Consider the following 25,977-nt stretch of genomic DNA (forward strand, 5'->3'; position numbering starts at 1 on the left):
CGTGTAGGGTCCCTGGGCCGAGAGCATGGAAGGGACCGATCCGGTGAACAAGAAGCTCGCGGCCGCTCTGTCCGGCGGTGCGGTACTGATACTGACACTGACGGGTTGCGGCGGCGGAAGCGGCAACAACGAAAAGCTGGACGCCTGGGCCAAGCAGGTCTGCGACGCCGTGCAGCCGCAGGCGAAGAAGATCGCGGACGCCAACAGCGCGATCCAGAAGCAGACCTCGGACAACAGCGCGCCGTCGGACGTGCAGAAGACCGACGCGCAGGCCTTCCAGGACATGTCGGACGCCTACAAGGCGATCGGCGCCGCCGTGACCTCCGCCGGGGCGCCCGACGTCGACAACGGCGAGAAGAAGCAGAAGGGCGCCGTCCAGGAGCTGAACGGCATCTCGGCGCAGTACGCGGCCCTGAAGAAGCAGGTCGACAAGCTCGACACCAAGGACCAGGCCAAGTTCGCCGACGGCCTCAAGGACATCGCCACCCAGCTCGACAAGCTGAGCACGACCGGTAACGACGCGCTGAAGACCCTCGAGGAGGGCGACGTCGGCGAGTCGATGGCCAAGCAGGCCAGCTGCAAGTCGGCGTCCGCGTCCGCGTCGGCGACGTCCGCGGCGAGCTGACCGCACGCCGGTTCGGGTGCGCGCGTTGTCGGTGCCGGCGGACACAATGGAGGGCGTGAGTGACGCGATCCTGTCCACCCTTCCGTCCACCGATCGGCCCGACGTCGCCGCGCGCCTGCGCGACGCGCTGCTCGGCGCCTCCTTCACCGCCGACGGGCTGCTCGACCTGCTCGGCGCTCCGGCGTATGCGGCGCTGGCCCGCAGCGAGACCGTGCCCGCGCTCAGGGCGACCCGCGGGGACACCCCGCTGGAGACGCTCGTCCGGCTGTTTCTGCTCCAGCAGCCCGTACCGCACGCACGCGTGGCGGACGTGCTGCCCGTCGAGGAGTGTCTGGAGACCGGCTGGCTGGTGCGCACCGGCGGGGACGAGGTCGCGGCGACCGTGGACGTACGGCCGTACGGCGGTCCCGACGGCGAGGACTGGTTCATCGTGTCCGACCTCGGCTGCGCGGTCGGCGGCGCCGGAGGCATCGGCAGCCGGGACGAAGGGGTCGTGCTGGGCGTAGGCGGCGCCTCCACGACCCTCGCCGGCATCACGGTCCGCACGCCCGTCGCCTCGGCCCTCGACCTCGGCACCGGCTCTGGGATCCAGGCGCTGCACGCCGCCCAGCACGCCACGCGCGTGACGGCGACCGACGTCAACCCGCGCGCGCTGCACATCGCCGCGCTGACGCTCGCCCTGTCCGGCGCCCCGGCGGCCGAGCTGCGCGAGGGTTCGCTGTTCGAGCCGCTGAAGGACGGGGAGACGTACGACCTGATCGTGTCGAACCCGCCCTTCGTGATCTCGCCGGGCGCCCGGCTGACCTACCGCGACGGAGGGATGGGCGGGGACGATCTGTGCCGCTCGCTCGTTCAGGGAGCGGGGGAGCGGCTGAACGAGGGCGGGTTCGCGCACTTCCTCGCCAACTGGCAGCACGTGGAGGGGGAGGACTGGCAGGACAGGATCAGATCGTGGGTGCCGCGCGGCTGCGACGCATGGGTGGTGCAGCGCGAGGTGCAGGACGTCACGCAGTACGCCGAGCTGTGGCTCCGGGACGCCGGTGACCACCGCGGGGACCAGGCCGACTACCAGGCGCGGTACGACGCGTGGCTCGACGAGTTCGAGGCGCGCAAGGTCAAGGCGGTGGGCTTCGGCTGGATCACCCTGCGCAGAACCGGGGCGGCCGAGCCCTCGGTCACCGTGGAGGAATGGCCGCACCCGATCGAGCAGCCGCTCGGCGACACGGTGCTGGCGCACTTCGCCCGCCTCGACTACCTCCGCGAGCACGACGACGCGGCACTGCTCGACAGCCACTTCCGTCTGGTCGCCGAGGTCGTCCAGGAACAGGTCGGGCTGCCCGGCGCCGAGGACCCGGAGCATGTGGTGCTGCGCCAGAACCGCGGGATGCGCCGTGCCACCCGGGTCGACACGGTCGGCGCCGGCTTCGCGGGCGTCTGCGACGGCACGCTGAGCGCGGGCCGCATCCTCGACGCGATCGCCCAGCTGATGGGCGAGGACCCGGTGGTGCTGCGCGACCGCACTCCGGCGCAGATCCGGCTGCTGGTGGAACAGGGGTTCCTGGAACCGGCGCGGTGATCAACGCCGGCGCGGATTCTCGGGTTCGCCCGGGGCGGGAATGCGGCGGGGTGCGGTGATCCGCGTCGCGCCGCCCCGATCCGCCCCGCGCCGTAAACGTCCGGCTCGGGGAATCGGCCGGAAAATTTCTGTGTGTGGCTCCGAGCGGGTTGCCGAAGATCGCGTGCGCAGGGTCGTCGGCCCTCCGTTCACCCTGGGTTCGCCCGCTCGCCGTCCGTGCGTGGCAGTCTCCCCGTGCTGGATGGTCGTGGACGGTGGAAGAGGGGCACGGGGAGCCATGGAGAGCGGACCGGCGATCTTCGCGGGAGTGGTGTTCGCCCTGTTCGGAGGCGCACTGCTGGCCTGGACCGGGGTGCGCGTCCGGCGCGGCGAACCCGTCGCCCAGGGGGTGAACCAGATGGCTTCGGCGGCCCTCGCGGGCCTCGCCGCGGTGATCGCGCTCGGCCTCGGGACGTACTGCTTCACCCGCATCTGACGACGACGCGCATGATGATCCGTGCGTAAGGGGAGCGTCACGCTCCGGACAAGGGCGAAGCGATCGGCGTGCGGTCCGGGCGGCAGGAATGGCGGGAGTCGGGTTACCGTTCGAGTGGCCGTTGCGGGCTTTTCCCGTTTGACACGGGGGCGGGATGTACCGTCACACTCCGCAGCGTCACCACCATCCGACCCCGGGACCAAGGCCTGGGGAGGTCAAGCGTCGACCGGAGAGAAGAGCGAAGTTGTCCCCGACCAGCGAGACCGCAGAGGGCGGCCGCCGACTCGTCATCGTGGAGTCGCCTGCCAAGGCGAAGACGATCAAGGGCTACCTCGGCCCCGGCTACGTAGTCGAAGCGAGCGTCGGGCACATCCGCGACCTTCCCAACGGCGCCGCGGAGGTGCCGGAGAAGTACACCGGCGAGGTCCGCCGCCTCGGCGTGGACGTCGAACACGACTTCCAGCCGATCTATGTGGTGAACGCCGACAAGCGCGCCCAGGTCAAGAAGCTCAAGGACCTCCTGCGCGACTCCGACGAACTCTTCCTCGCCACCGACGAGGACCGCGAGGGCGAGGCCATCGCGTGGCACCTGCTCGAGGTGCTCAAGCCGAAGGTCCCGGTCAAGCGGATGGTGTTCCACGAGATCACCAAGGACGCGATCCGCGCGGCCGTCGCCAACCCGCGCGACCTCAACAAGCGCATGGTCGACGCCCAGGAGACCCGCCGCATCCTCGACCGCCTCTACGGCTACGAGGTCTCGCCGGTCCTGTGGAAGAAGGTCATGCCGCGCCTGTCGGCAGGCCGTGTCCAGTCCGTCGCCACCCGGCTCGTCGTGGAGCGGGAGCGGGAGCGCATCGCGTTCCGCTCCGCCGAGTACTGGGACCTGACGGGCACCTTCGGCACCGGCCGCGCCGGGGACCCGTCCGACCCGTCGACGCTGGTCGCCCGGCTGCAGACCGTCGACGGCCGGCGCATCGCGCAGGGCCGCGACTTCGACTCCCTCGGGCAGCTCAAGAGCGCGAACACGCTCCACCTCGACGAGGCCAACGCCCGCGCCCTGGCCGCCGCACTGGAGAACACCAGCTTCTCCGTCCGCTCCGTCGAGTCGAAGCCGTACCGCCGCTCGCCGTACGCCCCGTTCCGTACGACGACGCTGCAGCAGGAGGCCAGCCGCAAGCTCGGCTTCGGCGCGAAGGCCACGATGCAGATCGCGCAGAAGCTGTACGAGAACGGCTACATCACGTACATGCGTACGGACTCCACGACGCTGAGCGACACCGCCATCTCGGCCGCCCGCGCCCAGGTCACGCAGCTGTACGGCGCCGACTACCTGCCGTCGGCCCCGCGCACGTACGCCGGCAAGGTCAAGAACGCGCAGGAGGCGCACGAGGCGATCCGCCCCTCCGGCGACCGTTTCCGCACGCCCGCCGAGACCGGCCTGACCGGCGACCAGTTCAAGCTGTACGAGCTGATCTGGAAGCGGACCGTCGCCTCCCAGATGAAGGACGCGACCGGCAACAGCGTGACCGTGAAGATCGGTGGCAGCGCCGCGGACGGCCGGGACGTCGAGTTCAGCGCGTCCGGCAAGACGATCACCTTCCACGGCTTCCTGAAGGCCTACGTCGAGGGCGCCGACGATCCGAACGCCGAGCTGGACGACCGCGAGCGCCGGCTGCCGCAGGTCGCCGAGGGCGACGCGCTGTCCGCCGAGGAGATGACGGTCGACGGGCACTCCACCAAGCCCCCGGCCCGCTACACCGAGGCCTCGCTGGTCAAGGAGCTGGAAGAGCGCGAGATCGGCCGCCCGTCGACGTACGCGTCGATCATCGGCACCATCCTCGACCGCGGCTACGTGTTCAAGAAGGGCACGGCACTCGTCCCGTCCTTCCTGTCCTTCGCCGTGGTCAACCTCCTGGAGAAGCACTTCGGGCGGCTCGTCGACTACGACTTCACCGCCAAGATGGAGGACGACCTCGACCGCATCGCGCGCGGCGAGGCGCAGGCCGTGCCGTGGCTGAAGCGGTTCTACTTCGGCGAGGGCGAAGCGACCGGCGCCGCCGAGGCCGGCAACGGCGACGGCGACCACCTCGGCGGCCTCAAGGAACTGGTCACCGACCTGGGTGCGATCGACGCGCGCGAGGTGTCGTCGTTCCCCGTGGGCAACGACATCGTGCTGCGCGTCGGCCGCTACGGCCCCTACATCGAGCGCGGCGAGAAGGACACCGAGCAGCACCAGCGCGCGGACATCCCCGACGACCTGGCACCGGACGAGCTGTCCGTCGACCTGGCCGAGGAACTCCTCGCGGAGCCGAGCGGCGAGCGCCCGCTGGGCAACGACCCGGAGACGGGCCGTCCCGTCGTCGCCAAGAAGGGCCGCTACGGCCCGTACGTCACGGAGATCCTGCCGGAGGGCACGCCGAAGACGGGCAAGAACGCCGTCAAGCCGCGGACCGCCTCGCTCTTCAAGTCGATGTCCCTCGACACGGTGACACTCGACGACGCCGTGAAGCTGATGTCGCTGCCGCGCGTCGTCGGCACGGACGCCGAGGGCACCGAGATCACCGCGCAGAACGGGCGCTACGGGCCGTATCTGAAGAAGGGCACGGACTCGCGCTCGCTGCAGTCCGAGGACCAGATCTTCACGATCACGCTGGAGGAGGCGCAGGCGATCTACGCGCAGCCCAAGCAGCGTGGCCGCGCCGCCGCCAAGCCACCGCTGAAGGAGCTGGGCGAGGACCCGGTCAGCGGGAAGCCCGTCGTCGTCAAGGACGGTCGTTTCGGGCCGTACGTCACCGACGGCGAGACCAACGCGACCTTGCGCTCCGGCGACAGCGTCGAGGCGATCACCCCGGAGCGCGGATTCGAGCTGCTCGCCGAGAAGCGGGCCAAGGCACCCGCCAAGAAGACGGCGAAGAAGGCCACCGCGAAGAAGGCGGCCCCGGCGAAGAAGACCGCGGCCAAGAAGACGGCGGCGAAGAAGACGACCACCGCCGCGAAGAAGACGACGGCCAAGAAGACCGCCGCGAAGAAGGCGACGGCTTCCAAGTCGGCTTCGGAGGAGTAGCCCGGGGCCTTCCCGGTGCTTCCCCGTCAAGGCGTGTTCGCAAAACGAACGCCCCGGCATCGGTTTGGTGTCGGGGCGGGCGCACGTCCGTACGGCCGCCCCGGGCTGTCGGTGGCTGCCGATAGGCTGAACGCATGACGCGAGCCGAGCAGCCAACGGCCCACACGACAGTTCCCGACGACGCCCTGGTGGCGGACTCCCGCGAGCGCGCCGTGCGCGCCCTGCTGCGCCATCCGCAGCTCAAGCGGCTGTGGAGCGCCCAGCTCGTGACCGGTGTCGGCGACGCCCTCGCCCTGTTGGTGCTGGTCGTCCTCGCGCTCCAGGCTGCGATCGCCGAGGGCTCCTTCGGCGGCGGGTACCGGGGCGTGGCGTTCGCGGTGGCGACCGTCTTCGCGGCGCGCATCCTCGCGACGCTGCTCTTCGGCGCCGTCCTCCTCGGCCCGCTCACCTCCCTCACGTCCCAGGACGGGCCGCTCGACCGCCGCTGGACCATGGCGGCCGCCGACGGTGTGCGCGCCGCGCTGCTGATCATCGCGCCCCTGTGGATCGACTGGACGCCCCAGAACGCGCTGGCGGTCCTGCTGGTCACCGTCTTCGTCGCCGGTGTCGCCGAGCGCTTCTGGGCCGTGTGCCGGGAGAGCGCGGCGCCCGCGCTGCTGCCCGCCCCGCCGCTGGAGGGCGCGACGGTACGGCCGCTGCCGGACCACATGGACGCCTTGCGCCGCCTGTCGCTGCGGACGGGCTTCGCGGCGATCCCGCTCGCGGCCGCCTGCCTCGTCGTCGCCGCGCTCCTCAACAACCTGCTCGGCACCGGCGTCCTGTGGTTCGCTCAGCACCAGGCCGCCCTCGGGTCGTACGTGGCGGCCGGTCTGTTCGCGGCGTCGCTGTCCGTGCTGACCGCGCTGGAACTGCCCGACAGCCGCACCCCCCGCGCCCGCTCCCCGCTCGAGGGGCTGCGCCGTCCCAGGACGGGCACCGGCCCGGACAAGGGCCGCACGGGCGCCGTTCCGCTGCTCGTCCTGGCCTGCGCCGCCGTCGCCGGCGCGATCGCCTCCGCCGTCGCAGTGTCCGTGCTGCACGCCACCGACCTGGGCGGCGGCCCGGTGACGTACGGCCTGCTGGTGCTCGCGCTGACCGGCGGGGTCGTCGTCGGCATCCGTACGGCGCCCTCGGTGCTGCCGTCACTGTCGCGCCGCCGGCTCCTCGCGCTGGCGATCGCCTTCACCGGGGTCGCGCTGCTCGCCGCCGGGCTCGTCCCGGACGACACCACCGTGCTGCTGATCCTCGCGCTGGCCGGGATCGGCGCGGGCGTGGCCGCGAACACCGGGCACACGCTGCTCGACCAGGAGTCCGAGGACTACCGGCGGGCGCGTACGACCGAGCACCTGCACGCGGCCGTCCGGGTCTTCGTGGGGCTCGGCGCGGTGATCGCGCCCCTGGTGGCGGCGCTCATCGGGCCGCACCGGCTGGAGAACGGCAAGTTCGTGTTCGCGCACGGCGGCGCCGCCTTCACGCTGATGCTGGTCGGCGCACTGCTGCTGCCGGTGGCCGCGCTGGTGCTGGCCAAGGTCGACGACCGCTCCGGCGTGCCGCTGCGGCACGACCTGCGGGACGCGCTGCTCGGCGGCGACGACCCGGCGCAGGCGCCCGCGGCGACCGGATTCTTCATCGCCCTGGAGGGCGGCGACGGCGCCGGGAAGTCCACCCAGGCCGAGGCCCTCGCCGAGTGGATCCGGGCCAAGGGCCACGAGGTCGTCCTCACGCGTGAGCCGGGGGCCACTCCCGTGGGCAAGCGGTTGCGCTCGATCCTCCTGGACGTGTCGTCGGCGGGCCTGTCCCACCGCGCGGAGGCGCTGCTCTACGCCGCCGACCGGGCCGAACACGTCGACACCGTCGTTCGGCCCGCACTCGAGCGCGGCGCCGTCGTCATCACCGACCGGTACATCGACTCGTCCGTGGCCTACCAGGGGGCGGGCCGCGACCTGTCCCCGACCGAGGTCGCCCGGATCAACCGCTGGGCGACCGACGGACTCGTCCCGCATCTGACCGTCCTGCTGGACGTCTCGCCGGAGACCGCCCGCGAGCGGTTCACCGAGGCCCCGGACCGGCTGGAGTCGGAGCCCGCCGAGTTCCACGCGCGTGTGCGCGCCGGTTTCCTCACGCTCGCCGCGTCCGACCCTGGCCGCTACCTGGTCGTGGACGCCGGCCAGGAGCCCGAGGCCGTCACGACCGTCATCCGGCACCGCCTCGACACCGTGCTGCCGCTGTCCGAGGCCGAGATCAAGGCCCAGGAAGAGGCCCGCAAGGCCGCCGAGGAGGAGGCCCGCCGCAAGGCGGAGGAAGAGGCAGCCCGCAAGGCCGAGGAGGAGCGCCTCGAGCGCGAGCGCCTGGAGCAGCTCGCCAAGCTGCGCGCCGAGGAGGAGGAGCGCAAGCGGCGCGAGCTGGAGGAGGCGCAGCGCCGCGAGGCCGAACGGCAGGCGGAGGAGGCCCGGCAGCGGGCCGAGGAGGCTCACCGCCGCGCCGAGGAGGAGCGCGCCCGGCTGCTCGCGGAGGAAGAGGCCCGCGCCGCCGAGGAGGCGCGCCGCCGTGCCGAGGAGGACAGACGGCGCAAGCAGGCGGAGGAGGAGGCCAGGCTGCGCGCCGAGGCCGAGGCGCGGCGCCTGGACAAGCAGCGCAAGGCCGAGGAAGCGCTGCTGCGCGCGGAGGAGGCACGCCGGCAGGCCGCACAGGCGGCGACCGCGGCCGACGCCGCGGCCCGGCAGCCCGCCGCTCCCGCGCCGGGGGCGGCGTCGGACGAGACGGCTGTGCTGCGGCCGGTGCGCGAGGAGCGGGGCGAGGACGTCCGCTCCGCTCCGGAGTCCGCGTCCGAGGTCACGGCGAAGCTGCCGAAGCCGCCGGTTCCAGGGGCGGCGGAGGAGACGGCGGTGCTGCCGCAGGTGCCGTCCGGCGCAGCGGACGAGACCGCCGTGCTGCCGCAGGTCGCTCCGGGCGCGGGTGACGAGACGGCCGTACTGCCTCGCGTGTCGGGTGACGCTCCGGCGGACCGGGTGCCGCAGGGTTTCTTCCGGGACGAGCGGGCGGACAGAACCGACGGTGGCGAGGACCGCACCCGGGAGCTGCCGCAGGTCGACGCCGACGGCGCCGCCCGCGGCCGGCCGCGCCCCGACTGGGCCGAGGAGACCCCGCTGGACGACCTGCCCACGCTGGCGGACGAACTGCTGGGGTCGTACGAGGACGAGGGGTACGACGAGGACGAGGGGCGTCAGGGGAGAGGCCGGGGGCGCCGGGGCTGAGGCCCTGGCGTTCGTGCCCGCCGCTCGTGACCGAATCCGGCGTTCTGCCGAGGGCGCCGCACCGGTCGCTGTCGTGCCCGTGGCCGTCCCACCGGTCACTGTCGTACCAGTGGTGCTCGCACCAGCTCCCCCGCTTGTCAGTGGGCACCCGCACAATGGGTTGCGGAACGTGACGTGTGACGGAAGGGCGGCGTGACCCATGACCGTGTGGGACGACCTCGTCGGGCAGGAGCGGGTGAGCGAACAGCTCGCCGCTGCCGCCCGGGACGCCGACGCCCTGGTCACCGCGGCCGCGGCAGACGCACCGCCGCCGGAGGCGTCGAAGATGACGCACGCATGGCTGTTCACGGGTCCGCCCGGCGCCGGCCGGAACCAGACGGCCCGCGCCTTCGCCGCGGCCCTGCAGTGCGTGAGCCCCGACCGCGCTCTTGGCGGAGCCCCCGGCTGCGGCTTCTGCGACGGCTGTCACACGGCGCTGGTCGGCACCCACGCGGACGTCACCACGGTCGCCGCGGTCGGCGCCGAGATCCTGGTCAGGGACATGCGGGACACCGTCCGCAAGTCGTTCACGGCACCGGCGAACGGCCGCTGGCAGATCATCCTCGTCGAGGACGCCGAGCGGCTGAACGAGAAGTCCGCCAACGCGGTCCTCAAGGCCGTCGAGGAGCCCGCCCCCCGCACGGTCTGGCTCCTGTGCGCGCCCTCCCTCGAGGACGTGCTGCCCACCATCCGCTCCCGCTGCCGCCACCTCAATCTGAGCACCCCGTCGGTCGCCGCCGTCGCCGACATGCTGGTACGGCGCGAGGGTGTCGAACCCGATGTCGCCGCCGCCGCGGCCCGCGCCACCCAGGGCCATGTCGACCGGGCCCGCCGGCTGGCCACCGACCCGGCCGCCCGTGAGCGCCGCGCCGCCGTGCTGAAGCTGCCGCTGCGCCTGGACGACGTGGGCGGCTGCCTCAAGGCCGCCCAGCAGCTGGTCGACGCGGCCGCGGAGGACGCCAAGCAGCTCGCCGAGGAGATGGACGGCAAGGAGACCGAGGAGCTGAAGGCGGCCCTCGGCGCGGCCCAGGGCGGACGGCTGCCGCGCGGCACGGCGGGTGTGATGAAGGACCTGGAGGAGATGCAGAAGCGCCGGAGAACGCGGACGCAGCGCGACAGCCTGGACGTGGCCCTGGGCGACCTCACCGGCTTCTACCGCGACGTCCTCGCCCTCCAGCTCGGCTCCCGGGTGGCGCTCGCCAACACCGACGCCGAGGACGCTCTGGGGCGGCTGGCGCACGGCACGTCCCCCGAGTCCACGCTGCGCCGTATCGAGGCGATCGCCGCCTGCCGTGACGCCCTCGACCGCAATGTGGCGCCGCTGCTCGCGGTGGAGGCGATGACGATGGCGCTGCGGGCGGGGTGACGGTCGTGACACGCGGCGACGGGATCAACCCCGGTTGACCAGGTCATCCGTACGAGGCAAGGCGCGCACCCAGCGCGTTCACGTCATCGCGCAGCGTTACGCTCGATCGATGCACATCAGGCGAACCCCCCGCCGGCCCCGGACAACGGCAGGCACCATGGCGCGTACCCGCACCACGGCCACCGTCCTCGCGGCCGCCGCCCTGCTCGTGTCGGCCTGCTCCTCCGGGAGCTCGTCGTCAGCGGCCTCCAGCCCGGCGGAGGCGGCTCTGGCCGCGCTGCCCCGCTCGACACCGTCCGCGCTCGAGCCGTACTACACGCAGAAGCTCAGCTGGCGCAGCTGCGGCGCCCCCGGTTTCCAGTGCGCGACGATGAAGGCCCCGCTGGACTACGACAAGCCCGAATCCGGCGACGTCCGGCTCGCCGTCGTCCGCGTGCGGGCGACCGGCAAGGACGAGCGGCTCGGTTCGCTCCTCGTGAACCCGGGCGGGCCGGGCGGCTCGGCGATCGCCTACCTCCAGCAGTACGCCGGTCTCGGCTACCCGGTCGAGGTCCGCGCCCGCTACGACATGGTCGCGATGGATCCGCGCGGTGTGGCCCGCAGCGAGCCCGTCGAGTGTCTGAACGGGCCGCAGATGGACGCGTTCACCCAGGCGGACATCACGCCCGACGACCGTGAGGAGACGGACGCGCTGGTCGGCCAGTACCGCGCGTTCGCCGAGGCCTGCGGCGCCCACTCGGCCCGGATCCTGCGCCATGTCTCCACCGTCGACGCGGCCCGGGACATGGACGTCCTGCGGGCGGTGCTGGGCGACAGGAAGCTGAACTACGTGGGGGCCTCGTACGGGACGTTCCTCGGCGCGACGTACGCCGGCCTGTTCCCGGAGCGTTCCGGCCGCCTCGTCCTCGACGGCGCGATGGACCCGTCGCTGTCCGCGCGCCGGCTGAACCTGGAGCAGACGGCGGGTTTCGAGACGGCGTTCCAGGCCTTCGCGAAGGACTGCGTACGGCAGTCCGACTGCCCGCTCGGTGGCAAGGGCGACACGCCGGCCCAGGTCGCCGACCACCTCAAGGCCTTCTTCACCAAGCTCGACGCGCATCCGGTCCCCGGCAGCGACGCCCACGGCCGCAAGCTCGGCGAGGCCCTCGCCACCACCGGGGTGATCGCGGCGATGTACGACGAGGCGGAGTGGCCGCAGCTGCGCGACGCCCTGAACTCGGCGATGAAGAGGAACGACGGCGCCGGCCTGCTCGCCCTGGCCGACAGCTACTACGAGCGCGACGCCGACGGCCACTTCACCAACCTGATGGCCGCGAACGCCGCCGTGAACTGCCTGGACCTGCCGCCCGCCTTCACCACCCCCGAGCAGGTGGAACAGTCCCTCCCGGCCTTCGAGAAAGCGTCCCCGGTGTTCGGCAAGGGCCTCGCGTGGGCGTCCCTGAACTGCGCGTACTGGCCGGTGAAGCCCACCGCCGAACCGCACCGCATCGAGGCGAAGGGCGCAGCCCCGATCGTGGTGGTCGGCACCACCCGCGACCCCGCCACCCCCTACCGCTGGGCCCAGTCCCTGGCCCGCCAGCTCTCCTCGGCCCACCTGCTCACCTACGTCGGCGACGGCCACACCGCCTACGGTCGCGGCAGCGTCTGCATCGACACGGCGATCGACACATACCTGCTGAAGGGCACCCCACCGGCGAACGGAAAACGCTGCGCCTAGCCTCCGGCGGGCCTCCGGGGGTGTGGTTCGAGCACCCCCGGAAACTGTGTAGACTTACCGACGTTGCTGATCGCACCATAGTGCGGACAGCGCGCCGCCTTAGCTCAGATGGCCAGAGCAACGCACTCGTAATGCGTAGGTCTCGGGTTCGAATCCCGAAGGCGGCTCCATCAAAAAGACCCAGGTTACCCCATCTGACCTGGGTTTTTCTCATTTCCTTGATCGGTACGCGGTCTAGCCCACTGCCCTGTGAAGTGTGTACGGGGGCCCAATGGGTCCAGGGTGGGTCCCCTCGCCGCAGCCCGCCTCGGTGACCCGCTCGGATAGCGCAGCCACGTAAGCCACCGCCTGGCGGGTGGCCCATTTCCGGCGGTGTTGCTGTCGCGTTTGTCAGTAGCACCCCAGGTCTATTCGTTCACGACACCACCGTCTGCGGAGCCCCCAGTCGGCAGGGTCCCGGTAGCCCAACGTGCCCGTACCGTCATCGACCCGACGCCCATCGTGGCGCCGGCGTCACCGGCGCCACGAAAAACGGGTTGGGAGGCTTTGCTGGCGCCTGGAAGAATGTAGGATCGTGTTCTCTTGTATACAACGCAAGGAGGGCTCCGTCATGGGTGCCGGGGGCAACGCGACCAGTTCTGAGTCCCTTCGGGGGCGGGTGAAGGCCAGTCCATACGAGCGCCTGCGGGACGCGATCCTTTCTGGCGAGTTCGAACCGGGAGCGCCATTGGTTGAAACTGCGCTCGCGGATATCTTGCAGGTGAGCCGGACGCCGGTGCGGGAGGCCTTGAGTAAGTTGGAGTACGACGGTCTCGTCTCGCGGGAGCGCAGAGGTCTGGTTGTGCGCCAGCGGACAGCTGACGAGATCTTGGACATATATCAGACCCGGATCGTGTTGGAAAGCGCCGTCGTACGCCATGCCGCCGAACGGCGTACGGCAAACGACCTGCTGCTGCTACGGGGCCTGCTCGCGCGCTGGGACTCTGTCGACCTGAGCGATCGGTCGGCCATGCGCGAGGCAAACCAGGCGTTCCATGAGGCGCTGTGGCGGGCGGGCCACAACGTGTGTCTCTCCGACCTGCTCTCCCGGCTCGCGCTCCAAGTGCACCGGTTCCCGCCCACCACCCTCGGCGAGCCGGGCCGCTGGGCCGAGGCCGGTGCCGAGCACGCCCAGATCGTGGACGCGGTCGAGCGTCGCGACGGCGACGAGGCGGCCAGGATCACCAGCCAGCACTTCGAGGAGTCGATGGCCATCCGGCTGCGCCTGATGGCGACTCCGTAACGGGAGAGCTCCGGAGACGTCTCTCCTGCCCTGTGGCGTGCGCCTTGAGCGCTGCGCCGCAGGGCTTTCCTATTGCACGGCCCGACATCCTTGACTGACCGTGTGGTCAGCGCCATACTGCGGAATACGCATGTATACCACTGTCGTCCGCATGGAGGTTGAGATGCCGATTCTCGAGTTGGGTCACGTCGGGCTCTGGGTCAATGACCTGGAGAAGATGCGGGTGTTCTACCGCGATGTCCTCGAGCTGCCGATCACCGACGAGGACACAGAGCTGGGCATCGTGTTCTTCTCCGCGCGTCCGCAGGAGGAGCACCACGAGTTCGTGATCGCGCGCTCCCCGGAGAAGCAGGGTGCGCCGAACCGCGTCCAGCAGGTCTCGTTCCGGGTCGACACGGTCGCCGAGCTGCTGCGCTTCCACAAGAAGTTCAAGGAGGCGGGCGTCGAGTTGCAGCGCGAGGTTACCCACGGCAACGCGTACGGCATCTACTTCTGGGATCCCGAGGGGAACCGCGCCGAGGTCTACTACCGCGTCCCGATCGACGTGCGGCAGCCGTTCAGCAAGGAGCTGAACTACGACCTCCCGGAGGAGGAGTTCCTCGCCGAGGCGCAGCGCCTGCTCGATGAGGCCGGGCCGGCGTACCAGGGCGTGCTCGGCGGCGGGCCGCGGAAGTAGTACTTGCGCTCGCCCGGCCGACAGAACTGATGGAAAGAAGAAGATGAAGCTCACGACACTCAAGACGGCGACCGGTACCTCGGCGGCTCGACTCGACGGAGACACCTACACCCTGCTGCCTTACGCCGACCTCAGCATCCTGATGGCTGCCGGTGACTGGCGCGCGGCCGCGGCCGCCGAGGGGGGCGAGACCGTCGCGGCGGCCGAAGCCACGCTGACGACGCTGCTGCCGAGCCCGTCGAAGGTCATCTGCATGGGCCGCAACTACGCCGAGCACGTGGCGGAGTTCGGCCATGAGATGCCCGAGGCGCCGGTCATGTTCGCGAAGTTCGCGGACAGCCTCACCGGTCCCTACGACGACCTGCCGATGCCGGCCGAGTCCGAGCAGCTCGACTGGGAGGTGGAGCTGGCGCTGGTGATCGGCAAGGAGGGCCGGCGGATCCCCAAGGAGCAGGCCCACGAGTACATCGCCGGCTACACCGTGAGCAACGATGTCTCGGTGCGTGACTTCCAGCGCCGCTCCAAGGAGTGGCTCGCGGGCAAGGCCTGGACCTCGCTCACCCCGATCGGTCCGTGGCTGGTCACCGAGGACGAGCTGCCGCGCTATGCCGAGGGCCTTGAGGTCCTCACCCTGGTCGACGGTGTCGAGAAGCAGCGCGGCAACACCGAGCAGTTCATCTTCGACATCCCGACGATCATCGCGGACATGTCGACGTGGACCGTGCTGCGTCCCGGTGACGTCATCCTGACCGGTACGCCGTCCGGCGTCGGCCTGGGCCGCAAGCCCCCGGAGTTCCTCAAGCCCGGTCAGACCCTCACCACGCGCATCGAGCGCGTCGGCGAGCTGGTCAACAAGATCGGCTGAGCGCCGCGATGATCGACAAGGTGCGAACCTCCGCGATAGAGATGCTGGAGTGCGTTCCCGACGGCGCCAGCATCGTGGTCGGCGGCTTCGGCGTAACCGGCGTCCCGTACGACCTGATCGATGCGCTCTGCGAGCTGGGCCGCAAGGAGCTGCACATCATCTCCAACAACGCCGGCATCGCTCAGGCCGGTGAGCAGCGCGGACTGGGCAAGCTGGTGGTGCAGGGCCGGGTCCGGAAGTTCACCGGCTCGTTCCCCTCCTTCGTGCCCTTCCACGAGCAGTTCATGCGGGGCGAGGCGGAGATCGAGCTCGTGCCGCAGGGGACGCTCGCCGAGCGGCTGCGGGCCGGCGGCTACGGCATCCCCGCCTTCTACACCCCGACCGCGGCCGGCACGATCCTGCAGACCGGCGAGTACGCCTCCCGGCTGGACGCGAACGGCCAGCCGCTGGAGTATCTGCCGGTCAAGGAGGTGCGGGAGTGGAACGGCAAGCCGTGCGTCCTCGAGACCGCGCTCCAGCCGGACTTCGCGCTGGTCAAGGCGAACCGTGGCGACCGCTACGGCAACCTCGACTTCCGCCGCTCGGCCCGCAACTTCAACCCGGTCGCGGCGAAGGCCGGCACGGTCACCTTCGCCGAGGTGCGCTATCTGGTCGAGCGGGGTGACATCGACCCGGACGACGTCGATGTGCCGGGTGTCTTCGTCGACCACGTCTACCACTCGTCGGAGGGACCGCTCGATGTCCGCTGACACAGGAAACACGACCACCTCCGCGCCGGCCGCCGGCAAGGCGACCGCGCCCGTCTTCAAGCCCAAGCTGGAGGCCGGGATCGGCTACAGCCGGATGGAGATCGCGGCGCGGGCCGCGCGCGACCTGCCGGACGGCGCGTACGTGAACCTCGGGATCGGCATGCCGCAGATGGTCGCGGACGTCATCCCCGAGGGGATCGAGGTGCTGATGCACTCCGAGAACGGCATCCTCGGGATGGGGCCGGCGGCGCCGGCCGACGACTTCGACCCGGACCTCGCCGACTCGGGCAAGGCCTGGGTGACGATGCTGCCCGGCGGCGCCATCTTCGACTCCTCGGACTCCTTCGGGATCATCCGCGGCGGTCACCTCGACGTCGCGATGCTCGGCGCGCTCGAGGTCGCGCCGAACGGCGACCTGGCCAACTGGACCGCGCCCGGCCGGATCACCGGGGTCGGGGGCGCGATGGATCTCGCGCACGGCGCCAAGGACCTGTGGGTGCTCTCGCTGCACACCGAGCGCAGCGGCAAGTCGAAGCTGGTCGGCGCGTGCACGCTGCCGCTGACCGCGGCCGGCGTCGTCACCCGGGTCTACACCAACCTCGGGGTCTTCCGGCCCTCCGGTGACGCCTTCGAGTGCCTCGAGCTCGCCCCGGGGGTCACCCGCGAGCAGGCCATCGCGATGACCGACGCGCCGCTGCACTTCGTCGAAGGAGTGTGAGCGTGCAGGTCCTGGCCCGGATCGCGGGTGCCTACGAGCACCCGATGCGGAAGAACAGCGGCACCTCGCTGCAGACCCTCTACCAGGAGATCGTCGCAGGAGCGCTCGCGGACGCCGGGCTGCGCCCGGCCGACATCGATGGGCTCTTCACCTCGGCGACGGCCGGGGGCATCCCGTCCCTGGCTGAGACCCTCGGCCTGACCGGGCTCACCCACATCGACGGCACCGACCTGGGGGGCGCGACCTACGTCGGTGCGCTCGGGCACGCCGCGCGCGCCATCCAGGCCGGGCAGTGCTCGGTGGCGCTGGTGATCATGGCGGGGATGCCGCGGCTGGCGCCGAGCGTGCGCAACTTCTCGGTGCCCGGTCCGCCGCAGGTCTTCGAGGACCGGCACGGCTCGAACATGATCGCGCAGTACGCCCTGGTCGCGGCGCGACACATGCACGAGTTCGGTACGACGCGACGCGACCTGGCCGAGATCAAGGCGGCCGCGTCGTACCACGCGTCGTTCAACCCGAACGCGCTGCTGCCGCGCGAGGTGAGCATTGAGGAGGTCCTCGAGTCCCGCCCGATCGCCGAGCCGCTGCACATGCTGGACTGCTGTGTCACCACCGACGGCGGCGGCGCGCTGGTGATTGTCTCGGACGAGGTGGCGCGCGATCTCGGCCGGGACTGCCCCGGCATCGTCGCCGAGGCCGAGACGATCCGGCACTGGAACAACGGCAACCTCGACCTGCCGGACGTCGGCGCGTTCAACACCGGGCCGCGGGCCTTCGCCCAGGCGGGGCTCACGCCGGCGGACATCGACTACGCCGGGCTCTACGACTCCTTCACCATCACGGTGCTCACCGCGCTGGAGGGGCTCGGCTTCGCCGAGCGCGGCAAGGGCGGGGTGTTCGTCCGCGACGGCGCGCTGCGCGCCGACGGCCGGCTGCCGTTCAACACCGACGGCGGCGGGCTGTGCAACAACCATCCCGATCGTCGCGGCGGCATGATCCGCACCATCGAGGCCGTGCGGCAGCTGCGCGGTGAGGCGCATCCCAGCGTCCAGGTCGCCGACTGCGAGTTCGCGATCGTGCACGGCTCCGGGCACCAGCTCGGCACCCGGGCCTCCGCGGTGACCGCGATCCTGGCGAGGAGTGATGTCCGATGACGACCGAGCAGTGGACCGTCTCCGGACCGGGTGACGTGCCGGAGGCGGCGGCGTTCTGGGCCGGGCTGGCCGAGGGGCGGATCGTGCTGCCGTGGTGCGAGGGCTGCCGCCAGACGGTGTGGCTGCCGAAGGCGTACTGCCCGACGTGCCTGCAGCCCGTCGCCGGCTCGCAGGAGCTGGCCGGCACGGGCGAGATCTACAGCCTCACCGTGGTGCACCGCGGCGAGGGCGCCTGGAAGGAGCACGCGCCGTACGTCCTGGCGTACGTCGCGCTCGACGGCGGCCCCACGATGATCGCCAATCTCGCCGGCGACGGCACCGGGCTGGCGATCGGCCAGCGGGTGCGCCTGGCGGGCGTGGGGCCGCTCGGCGGCGCCCTGTTCGCGCCCCTCGCCGAGTAGCTCGCGAGCCGTTCGCCGTGCGTCTCCGACGCCCGGACCGACCAGGTCGGTCCGGGCGTCGTGTGTTTTCCCGGCAGGCGAGACAAAGCCGCCGACACCTATTGTGCCCAGTCGCGTACTGCTGTATACATCGTGGAGGGTCACCGCCCTGAGATGAAAGCAGGTGCAAGTGGAGACGCAGAACGTCGCCGGAGCGATGGCGGCCTACATTCGTGAGGCAGGGGTGGGCCATGTGTTCGCCTACCCGGGTGACCCGACGATCGAGTTCCTCGAGGCGCTGCGGACCTCGTCGGTCGAGGTCGTTCTGGCCCGTCGTGAGGCCTCGTCGGCCTTCATGGCCGAGGGCTATGGCCAGGCGACCGGCAATCTCGGTGTTTGCGTCTCGACACTTCCGCAACTACACCTACGCCAAGTACGGCCGCGTGATCCTCGAGCAGCCGGGTCGGTTCGCCTGGCAGGTCTTCGACCAGAAGGTCGTCAAGCAGCTGCGCGACGAGTACCGGATCAAGCAGGTCACCAAGGTCATCGGTAACACCCTCGAGGAGCTCGTCCGCAAGATGGACGGTGTCGACGCCGAGGGCTTCCTCAAGGAGATGGCCGAGTACAACGCGGCGATCGACCAGAACGTGCCGTTCAACTCGAACGTCAAGGACGGCCGCCGTACCAACGGCCTCGCGGTCGACAAGACCAACTGGGCGAACACGCTGGACCAGGGTCCGTTCGAGGCCTACCAGGTCACCTGTGGCATCACCTTCACCTTCGGCGGCATCCGGATCAACCCGCAGGCCGAGGTCATCGACACCGACGGTGAGGTCATCCCGGGCCTGTACGCCTGTGGAGAGCTCGTCGGTGGGCTCTTCTACTTCAACTACCCCGGCGGTTCGGGTCTGACCAACGGCTCGGTCTTCGGCCGGATCGCGGGCAAGGCAGCCGCGTCGCGCTGAGGCGCGCTCGGTCGCAAGCAGAAAGGGAAAGTGACATGAGGGGCTTCATCGAGGAACAGAAGGCGCGCTGCGCGGACAGCGGGGGACCGCTGCGGACGATCCCGCTGCCGAGCGTCGATGCGTGGGAGTACCGGCGGGTGCTGGGGAACTTCATCAGCGGCGTCACGATCGTCACCGGCATGCACGAGGACCAGCCGGTGGGCCTGGCCTGCCAGTCGTTCTCGGCGCTCTCGCTGGATCCGCCCCTGGTGCTGTTCTGCGTGGCGAAGAGCTCGTCGACCTGGCCTCGCATCGAGGCTGCCGGACAGTTCGCCGTCAACGTCCTCAGCGACCATCAGGTGGCGGTCTGCAAGCAGTTCGGCCGTCCCGGCCCGGACAAGTTCGAGGGTGTCGCCTGGCAGCCTGCGGGTCGTACCGGCAGCCCCATCATCGACGGTGTCGTGGGTTGGGTGGAGTGCGAGACCGAGGCGGTCATCGAGGGCGGCGATCACTGGATCGTCACCGGTCGCGTGGTCGATCTGGATGCCTATCCCCGGGATCCGCTCACGTTCTTCCGCGGGTCGTTCAACCAGGAGTGGCGCGAAGGCGCGTACTGATGCGTTTCCGCGGCCTTCGGGTGTGAGGACCGCGGAAACGTTCGGCGGAAGCCGCCGAAATTAGGGGATCAGGGGGTTGACCCCCATTGTGACCGTCGCCATACTCGTGGATACCTTCGTATACAACGATGGCGGCGACGGCCCGAGGAGTGCTGCAAGGCATTCGAATCGGCGCGAATCCCGTGTCTGTCTTCTGGGCGGGTGGTCGGCGAAATTCATTGGAGCTGCATGCCTGTGGCATGCAGCAATCGCAGGGGTAGAAAAGTGACCAGCAACTTCGTGAAGCGAGTGGCCAAGCCGGCCCTCGCCGCGGCGCTTGCCGCAGGCGTCGTCTCGGGCCTGGCCGCGTGCGGCAGCAGCAACGCCACCGACTCGTCGGCCGGCGGCGCTCCGGTGGACTCCAGCGCGATCGGCGACACGGCCAAGGCCGCTGTCGCCGCCGTCGAGGGCCCGATCACCTCCTGGCCGACGAGGACGAAGATCGACGGCGTCCCGGACCTCAAGGGCAAGTCGATCGTCTACGTCGAGATCAACGGGGCGATCTCCTCGATCCAGCAGTTCGGCGTCGGCCTGACCGAGGCGATGAAGGCGCTGGGCGCGACCGTGACGGTCTGCGACGCGAAGTCGAACCCGACCCAGGCCGCCGACTGCATCACCAAGGCGGTCGACTCCGGTGCCGCCGGCATCGTGGCCAGCTCGATCAGCTACAACATGGCCCCCTCGGCCATCGACGCGGCCACCAAGGCGGGCGTCCCGGTCCTCATCGCCGGCGGCGGCGTCTCCAGCGCCCGCCCTGCGGACAAGACGCTGGCCTACTACGACACCGGCTCGCGCCTGGTGGGCGTGTGGGACCTGCTCAACGACATCGCGTTGCAGAACCACGGTGCCGACTCCTCGGTGCTGTGGGTCTACAACACCGACAACGAGCTCAACAAGATCAGCGCGCAGACAGCGATCGCTGACTACAAGAAGGCCTGCCCGGACTGCGGGATCACCCCGATCTCGTTCACCACGGCCAACCTCAGCCAGCTGCCCGCGGCGATCTCGGCGGCCCTGGTCGCGCACCCCGACGTCAACACCGTCATCGTGCCGGTCGACGCGTTCGTCACCCAGGCCCAGCAGGGCATCCAGGGCGCCGGCGGCAGCAGCAAGCCGGACATCGTGTCGATGTCCGGCAGCCTCGCGGGCCTCCAGCTCGTCAAGTCGGGCGTGCTGAAGGCGGACGTCGGCTACCCGCTCATCTACGAGGGCTGGGTGTACGGCAACGCGCTCCTCGAGCTGATGAGCGGCAAGAGCGTCGATTCGCTCGCCAACCCGCCGCTGCGGGTCTTCGACTCCTCGAACATCGGCAGCCTGAAGCTCGACCAGGCCAGCTCGACCAGCGGCGTCTGGTACGGCGACGAGTCCTACAAGCAGGCCTTCCTTACCGCCTGGGGCGTCAAGTAGTAGCTCCCAGGCAGCACCACGGGATGCCGGGGGGCGGATGGCGGCCACCACCCCCCGGGGGTCCGGGGGGTGGTGGCCGCCATCCGCCCCCCGGCATCCCGCCACCTCAGCACACCTCGGATTAGGAATGACATGACTGCGATCGCAGACGACAGCAAGTCGCTCAAGTTCATCCACCAGTACGGCGTGGGTCTCCACTCCGACGACAAGGATGCCGACTTCCTCACCCCGGCCTGGCAGAAGCGCCAGATCGATGAGTTCATCGACTTCGCGCAGATGGCCGAGGACCTGGGCTACGACGGTCTCTCGGTCGCAGAGCACCACACCGTCCGCTACACCTGCCCCTCGCCGCACCTGCTGCTCGCGGCTGCTGCGATGAAGACCAGCCGGATCCGGCTCTCGACCGCGGTCACCCTGCTGCCGTTCTACGGTGGCCCGATCCGGGTGGCGGAGGAGGCCGGGATGCTCGACCTGCTCAGCAACGGTCGCTTCGAGCTCGGCATCGGTCGTGGCACCCCGAACGAGGCGCGGATCGCGCTCGGTCGCGGCCTGAGCGACGTCGAGTTCCGCGAGGCCTGGCAGGAGCACCTCGACGTCGTGAAGCTGGCGCTGACCGAGGAGGACTTCACCTACCACGGCAAGCACATCCGCATCGAGCAGCCGACCACGCTCGGTGCCCGCCCGATCCAGGAGAACTTCCCGGTGTGGCTCGCGGCGACCAGCCTCGAGTCCTCCGAGGCCGCCGGCCGGATGGGCTGGGGCCTGATGCGCAACTTCGGCTCGGAGGAGGAGCACCGCACCGCCTTCGAGGCGTACGCGAAGACCTCGGTCGACTCCGGCTTCGCGGTCGACAAGGGCAACATGATGATCGAGCGCTTCATCGCGATCGGCGAGACGCCGGCCGAGGTGGACCGGAGCCTCGACGCGATGTCGCGCGCCTTCGGCGGTTTCGTCGCGCTCTACGCGCGCGCGGGCCGTACCGTCCCGGACAACGACGGCGAGTTCGCCATCGCCAAGGACGCCCCCGCGAAGCAGAAGGGTCGTCCCGCCATCGCGATCGTCGGCACCCCCGACGAGGTCATTGAGCAGCTCGCGACGGCGCTGGACGAGACGGGTGCCGGTCGCCTGCTGGTCGAGGCCTTCGAGCCGCAGCAGAGCGAGCTCTTCGCTCGTGAGGTCATGCCGGCGCTCAAGGAGATCTATGCCTCCCGCAACGCCTGAGCCGGCGCGCGGGCTGCGGCTCGCCGACCAGGGTCATTTCTTCGTCGGCGCGACCTACGAGCAGGTCGACGGCCAGTCGGTCCTCGACGGCACCCAGCTCTACGTGGAGTACCAGATCCCCGAGGAGCAGACGAAGCCGTACCCGGTCGTGCTGATCCACGGCGGTGGCGGCCAGGGCAGCGACTGGGGTTCGACCCCGGACGGTCGCCCCGGCTGGCGCACGATGCTCGTGCAGCAGGGCTACGCCGTCTACGTCGTCGACCGTCCGGGTCATGGCCGCTCCCCGGTGCGCGCCCCCGACCACCCGCTGTTCCCGCCGCCCTCGGCGGAGCGGATGGGCCCGCGGATGGCCGGCTTCGGCAACGACCGGCACACCCAGTGGCCGGGCACCGGCGCCGTGGACGACCCGACCGTGGCCCAGATGCTGGCCCCGATGGGCAGCTTCCCGTCGATGCCCGAGCACCAGGCCGTGATGCGGATCAAGGGCGCTGAGCTGCTCGACCGGATCGGGCCTGCCATCCTGATCAGCACCTCGGCGGGTGGCCCGTCGGGTTGGGTGATCGCCGACGAGCGGCCGAGCCACGTGAAGGCGATCGCCGCGGTCGAGCCGATGGGCCCGAGCTGGTCGCAGCAGCCGCCGTACGGGCTGGCCTTCAGCCCGATGACCTACGACCCGCCGCTCGCCCCCGGCGAGACGCCGCAGTTCGTGGAGACCCCTCGCGAGGACGGTCTGCCGCCGCTGCGGATGCAGGCCGAGCCGGCGCGCCAGCTGCCCAACCTGCGCGAGATCCCGATCGCGATCGTGACCGGGGATGCCTCGTGGGCGCACCTGCTCGACCCGGCCACCGTGGATTACCTGCGCCAGGCGGGCTGCGTCAATACGACGCACCTGGACCTGGGCTCGCTGGGGATCAACGGCAACGGCCACTTCTCGATCATGGAACGCAACAACGCCGAGGTGCTCGATGTCGTGCTGCGTTGGCTGGAGACGGTCGTCGCCTGAGTGGCGAGGCCCGTCAGGAAGGAGAGCGCGATGACTGAGCGCACCACCACCACGCCACGTCTGGTGGCAGAGCACGCCAGCAAGACGTACGGGGCCGTGCGCGTCCTCGACGATGCGAAGCTGGTCGTCGAGCGGGGCGAGATCCACGCCCTGATCGGCCAGAACGGCTCGGGGAAGTCCACGCTCGTCAAGATCCTGACGGGCTACCACGCGCCAGACGCCGGGATGACGCTCGCGGTCGACGGCCGCAGCCTCGGCACCCCGGTGAAGTGGCAGGAGGCGCAGCAGGCCGGCGTCTCGGTCGTGCACCAGGACATGGGTCTCGTCGACCATGCCACGGTGTCGGAGAACATCGGTATCGGGTCGTTCCGGCGTACCCCGTTCGGCGCGATCAGCTGGCGCAAGCAGGACGAGATCGCCGAGCGCACCCTGGCCCGACTGGGCGTGGACATCGACCCGCGCCTCCCGGTCGGCGAGCTCTCGCCGAGCCATCGGGCCGCCGTGGCGATCGCCCGGGCGCTGAAGAACACCGTGCCCGGGCAGGGCGTGGTGATCCTCGACGAGGCAACCCGGGCGCTGCCGCGCGCAGACCTCGACAACTTCCACACGGTGCTGCAGCGCATCGTGGGCACCGGCACCTCGGTGCTGATGGTCAGCCACAACCTCGACGAGGTGTTGAAGCTGGCTGACCGGGTCACGGTGTTGCGCGACGGCAAGGTCGCCGCTGCGGGTGTCTCCACCCAGGGGCTCGACGAGTCCGATCTGGCCCGCTTCATGCTCGGGGCCGCCGTCGAGGCAGTGGTGCGTACGCCGTGCCCTCGCGACGACGAGCCGCCCGCCGCGCACATCAGCGGGCTGCGGATCGGCGGCGGTGAGCCGTTCGACCTGACGGTCCGCGCCGGCGAGATAGTCGGCATCACCGGCCTCCCGGGAAGCGGCTTCGAGGAGCTGCCGCACTACCTGGGCGGCTCCCGGCAGGCGGTGGGGACCGTGATCACGCCACGGGGAACGGTCGATCTGGCCGAGACCAGCGTGGACAAGGCGCTGGCCGCGGGCATGGCGCTCGTTCCGGAGCGCCGGATCACCGACGGGCTGGCGGTCGAACTCACGGTGCGGGAGAACCTCGCCCTGCCGCTGCTGCGCAAGCGGGGCAAGTGGTGGCTCGTCACGCGCAAGTGGCAGGACGAGCTCACCGAGCAGGTCATCGAGCGGTTCCGGGTGAAGACCGGCGGCGGGTCAGATCTGATCCGCGCCCTCTCGGGCGGCAACCAGCAGAAGATCCTGCTCGCCAAGTGGCTCGCCGTGGAGCCGTCCCTGCTCGTGCTGCACGAGCCGACCCAGGCCGTCGACGTCGGCGCTCGGGTCGACCTGCTGCAGGCCGTCAGCGATGTCGCCGCCACCGGCGTCGGTGTCCTGATGCTCTCCACCGAGCCCGCCGACCTGGCGGAGACCTGTGACCGAATCCTGGTGATCACGCCGCAGCACGAGCCCCGCGAACTGCGCGCGACGACCGCCGACGACATCCTCGAAGCCGTCTACGGAGCAACCCATGTCTGACACGATGACGCCCCCCCTCGAGACGCCTCCGGCGCGTACGAAGGTCAAGCCGCGCCCCGCCGCCCTGCAGAACCCGGTCGGCAAGTACGCGCTGATCGGCGTGTGGGCGGTCATGGCCGCGGTCTTCTGGTTCACCGTGCAGGACGGCCTCTTCCGCACCTCCGGCACGTTCCACGCCATCTTCGGGTCGGTCAACGCCACCGTCCTGATCATGCTGGCGCTCGCCGCGCTCTCGACGCTGATCGTCGGTGAGTTCGACCTGTCCTTCGCCTCGGTGATGGGTATCTCCGCTGCCACGGTCGCGATCGTCGGCGGCCAGCACCATCAGTCGGCTCTGGTGGCGGTGCTCGCGGGGATGGCGGTGGCGCTGCTGGCCGGCCTGGTGAACGCGATCTTCGTGGTCACGTTCGGGGTGTCGTCCTTCGTGGTCACTCTTGGCATGTCGACCGTGCTGACCAGCCTCGGTGAGTTGATCACGCACAACAACTTCGTCGCCTTCAGCAACGGCACGCTGAAGAGCATCGCCACGCACAAGGTGTTCACGATGCCGCTGGCGTTCTACTACGGCATCGGGCTGGCGCTGGTGATGGCGTACGTCCTGGCGTGGATGCCGATCGGGCGCTCCGCTCTCTTCGTCGGGGCCAACCCCGAGGTGGCGCGTCTGGCCGGTGTCCGGGTGCAGCGGATCCGCTTCGGCTCCTACCTGTTGGGTGCGACCTTCGCCGGTCTGGCCGGGGTCCTGGTGGTCGCGAGTGTCGGCTCGTTCGACAACTCGACGACCGGCACCTACCTGCTGCCTGCGCTCGCGGCGGTCTTCCTTTCGACCGCGGTGATCCAGCCGGGCGTCTTCAACCCGATCGGTGCGGTCATCGCGATCTTCTTCCTGCAGACCGGGATCATCGCGCTGCAGTTGATGGGCAGCTCGACCTGGGTCGTGGGCCTCTTCTACGGCGGCGGCCTCGTGATCGCGGTCAGCATCTCCAAGCTCATCCGCTCCCGCACGACCACGCACTAAGTCACTTCCGGGTTTCCGGAGGCTTGGTTTGGTTCGCTCGAAGTGATGCGCTTCCTGGTGCCCGCTGAGACTGGAGCGTAGAGGCGAAGAAGCCCGCGGTTGCCGGTGGCACCGAGCAGATGCAGCGCAACGCCATCGCCGAGGGCCTGCTGGGGCTCCCACGCGATCCCAAACCCCTGTCCAACGTGCCGTTCA

The 25,977-nt window shown here is 70.5% G+C and carries 21 protein-coding genes, 1 tRNA gene and 1 pseudogene; all 23 read left to right on the forward strand.

Going from position 1 to position 25,977, the window contains the following annotated elements:
* The first annotated feature begins 25 nt into the window (after window positions 1–25).
* The 23 genes and pseudogenes from IEZ19_RS30925 (at window position 26) to IEZ19_RS31030 (ending at window position 25,782) form a co-directional block, all read left to right on the forward strand.
* Window positions 26–625 carry a small secreted protein gene (locus tag IEZ19_RS30925; RefSeq protein ID WP_189314621.1) on the forward strand — a complete coding sequence of 200 codons (600 nt, stop codon included), beginning with the start codon at window positions 26–28 and terminating at the stop codon, window positions 623–625.
* A gap of 46 nt (window positions 626–671) precedes the next feature.
* Window positions 672–2,201, forward strand: coding sequence for a DUF7059 domain-containing protein (locus tag IEZ19_RS30930; protein WP_373297080.1), 1,530 nt, complete (start codon window positions 672–674; stop codon window positions 2,199–2,201).
* A 277-nt stretch (window positions 2,202–2,478) separates the two neighbouring features.
* Entirely contained in the window at window positions 2,479–2,676 is a 198-nt protein-coding gene (locus IEZ19_RS30935) for a hypothetical protein (RefSeq protein WP_189314623.1), read from the forward strand.
* A 244-nt stretch (window positions 2,677–2,920) separates the two neighbouring features.
* Complete coding sequence (topA, locus tag IEZ19_RS30940; RefSeq protein WP_189314624.1) at window positions 2,921–5,740, forward strand: type I DNA topoisomerase; 2,820 nt, start codon at window positions 2,921–2,923, stop codon at window positions 5,738–5,740.
* A gap of 134 nt (window positions 5,741–5,874) precedes the next feature.
* Entirely contained in the window at window positions 5,875–9,033 is a 3,159-nt protein-coding gene (gene tmk, locus IEZ19_RS30945; RefSeq protein WP_189314625.1) for a dTMP kinase, read from the forward strand.
* Window positions 9,034–9,232: 199 nt separating this feature from the next.
* Window positions 9,233–10,438: a DNA polymerase III subunit delta' gene (locus IEZ19_RS30950; protein WP_189314626.1), complete on the forward strand. Its 1,206-nt coding sequence runs from the start codon at window positions 9,233–9,235 to the stop codon at window positions 10,436–10,438.
* Between the two features lie 109 nt (window positions 10,439–10,547).
* Window positions 10,548–12,155, forward strand: a complete 1,608-nt coding sequence (locus IEZ19_RS30955) for an alpha/beta hydrolase (protein ID WP_189314627.1) — start codon at window positions 10,548–10,550, stop codon at window positions 12,153–12,155.
* Between the two features lie 93 nt (window positions 12,156–12,248).
* Window positions 12,249–12,325, forward strand: a tRNA-Thr gene (locus IEZ19_RS30960).
* A gap of 440 nt (window positions 12,326–12,765) precedes the next feature.
* The gene (locus IEZ19_RS30965; RefSeq protein ID WP_189314628.1) at window positions 12,766–13,437 is read left to right on the forward strand and encodes a GntR family transcriptional regulator; all 672 of its coding nucleotides are present in this window, start codon (window positions 12,766–12,768) and stop codon (window positions 13,435–13,437) included.
* Between the two features lie 163 nt (window positions 13,438–13,600).
* On the forward strand, window positions 13,601–14,113 hold the full coding sequence (locus IEZ19_RS30970; RefSeq protein ID WP_189314629.1) for a VOC family protein: 513 nt from the start codon (window positions 13,601–13,603) through the stop codon (window positions 14,111–14,113).
* 43 nt (window positions 14,114–14,156) lie between these two features.
* Window positions 14,157–14,978, forward strand: coding sequence for a fumarylacetoacetate hydrolase family protein (locus IEZ19_RS30975; RefSeq protein WP_189314630.1), 822 nt, complete (start codon window positions 14,157–14,159; stop codon window positions 14,976–14,978).
* A 20-nt stretch (window positions 14,979–14,998) separates the two neighbouring features.
* Window positions 14,999–15,727, forward strand: coding sequence for a CoA transferase subunit A (locus IEZ19_RS30980; protein ID WP_189314631.1), 729 nt, complete (start codon window positions 14,999–15,001; stop codon window positions 15,725–15,727).
* Window positions 15,717–16,445 (forward strand): 3-oxoacid CoA-transferase subunit B, encoded by a 729-nt coding sequence (locus IEZ19_RS30985; protein ID WP_308429028.1) that lies wholly within the window; start codon window positions 15,717–15,719, stop codon window positions 16,443–16,445. The genes IEZ19_RS30980 and IEZ19_RS30985 overlap by 11 nt, the downstream gene beginning before the upstream one ends.
* A gap of 2 nt (window positions 16,446–16,447) precedes the next feature.
* Window positions 16,448–17,599 (forward strand): thiolase domain-containing protein, encoded by a 1,152-nt coding sequence (locus tag IEZ19_RS30990; RefSeq protein WP_229841075.1) that lies wholly within the window; start codon window positions 16,448–16,450, stop codon window positions 17,597–17,599.
* Window positions 17,596–18,000, forward strand: coding sequence for a Zn-ribbon domain-containing OB-fold protein (locus tag IEZ19_RS30995; protein WP_229841076.1), 405 nt, complete (start codon window positions 17,596–17,598; stop codon window positions 17,998–18,000). Before IEZ19_RS30990 ends, IEZ19_RS30995 begins: the two co-directional genes overlap by 4 nt.
* Before the next feature lie 196 nt (window positions 18,001–18,196).
* Window positions 18,197–18,328, forward strand: a pseudogene (locus IEZ19_RS53710) (thiamine pyrophosphate-binding protein); the annotation flags it as partial.
* 43 nt (window positions 18,329–18,371) lie between these two features.
* Window positions 18,372–18,944 carry an FAD-binding protein gene (locus IEZ19_RS31000; RefSeq protein ID WP_229841077.1) on the forward strand — a complete coding sequence of 191 codons (573 nt, stop codon included), beginning with the start codon at window positions 18,372–18,374 and terminating at the stop codon, window positions 18,942–18,944.
* Window positions 18,945–18,979: 35 nt separating this feature from the next.
* Entirely contained in the window at window positions 18,980–19,540 is a 561-nt protein-coding gene (locus IEZ19_RS31005) for a flavin reductase family protein (protein ID WP_189314634.1), read from the forward strand.
* 264 nt (window positions 19,541–19,804) lie between these two features.
* Window positions 19,805–20,986, forward strand: coding sequence for a sugar ABC transporter substrate-binding protein (locus tag IEZ19_RS31010; RefSeq protein WP_189314635.1), 1,182 nt, complete (start codon window positions 19,805–19,807; stop codon window positions 20,984–20,986).
* A 132-nt stretch (window positions 20,987–21,118) separates the two neighbouring features.
* A complete protein-coding gene (locus IEZ19_RS31015) occupies window positions 21,119–22,207 on the forward strand; it encodes an LLM class flavin-dependent oxidoreductase (RefSeq protein WP_189314636.1) in 1,089 nt (362 codons plus the stop codon).
* Window positions 22,188–23,210 carry an alpha/beta fold hydrolase gene (locus tag IEZ19_RS31020; RefSeq protein ID WP_189314637.1) on the forward strand — a complete coding sequence of 341 codons (1,023 nt, stop codon included), beginning with the start codon at window positions 22,188–22,190 and terminating at the stop codon, window positions 23,208–23,210. The genes IEZ19_RS31015 and IEZ19_RS31020 overlap by 20 nt, the downstream gene beginning before the upstream one ends.
* 30 nt (window positions 23,211–23,240) lie before the next feature.
* Window positions 23,241–24,767: a sugar ABC transporter ATP-binding protein gene (locus IEZ19_RS31025; RefSeq protein ID WP_189314638.1), complete on the forward strand. Its 1,527-nt coding sequence runs from the start codon at window positions 23,241–23,243 to the stop codon at window positions 24,765–24,767.
* Window positions 24,760–25,782: an ABC transporter permease gene (locus tag IEZ19_RS31030; RefSeq protein WP_189314639.1), complete on the forward strand. Its 1,023-nt coding sequence runs from the start codon at window positions 24,760–24,762 to the stop codon at window positions 25,780–25,782. The genes IEZ19_RS31025 and IEZ19_RS31030 overlap by 8 nt, the downstream gene beginning before the upstream one ends.
* Window positions 25,783–25,977 lie beyond the last annotated feature (195 nt).

It is taken from the genome of Streptomyces brasiliensis (assembly GCF_014647875.1).
Lineage (GTDB): Bacteria > Actinomycetota > Actinomycetes > Streptomycetales > Streptomycetaceae > Streptomyces > Streptomyces brasiliensis.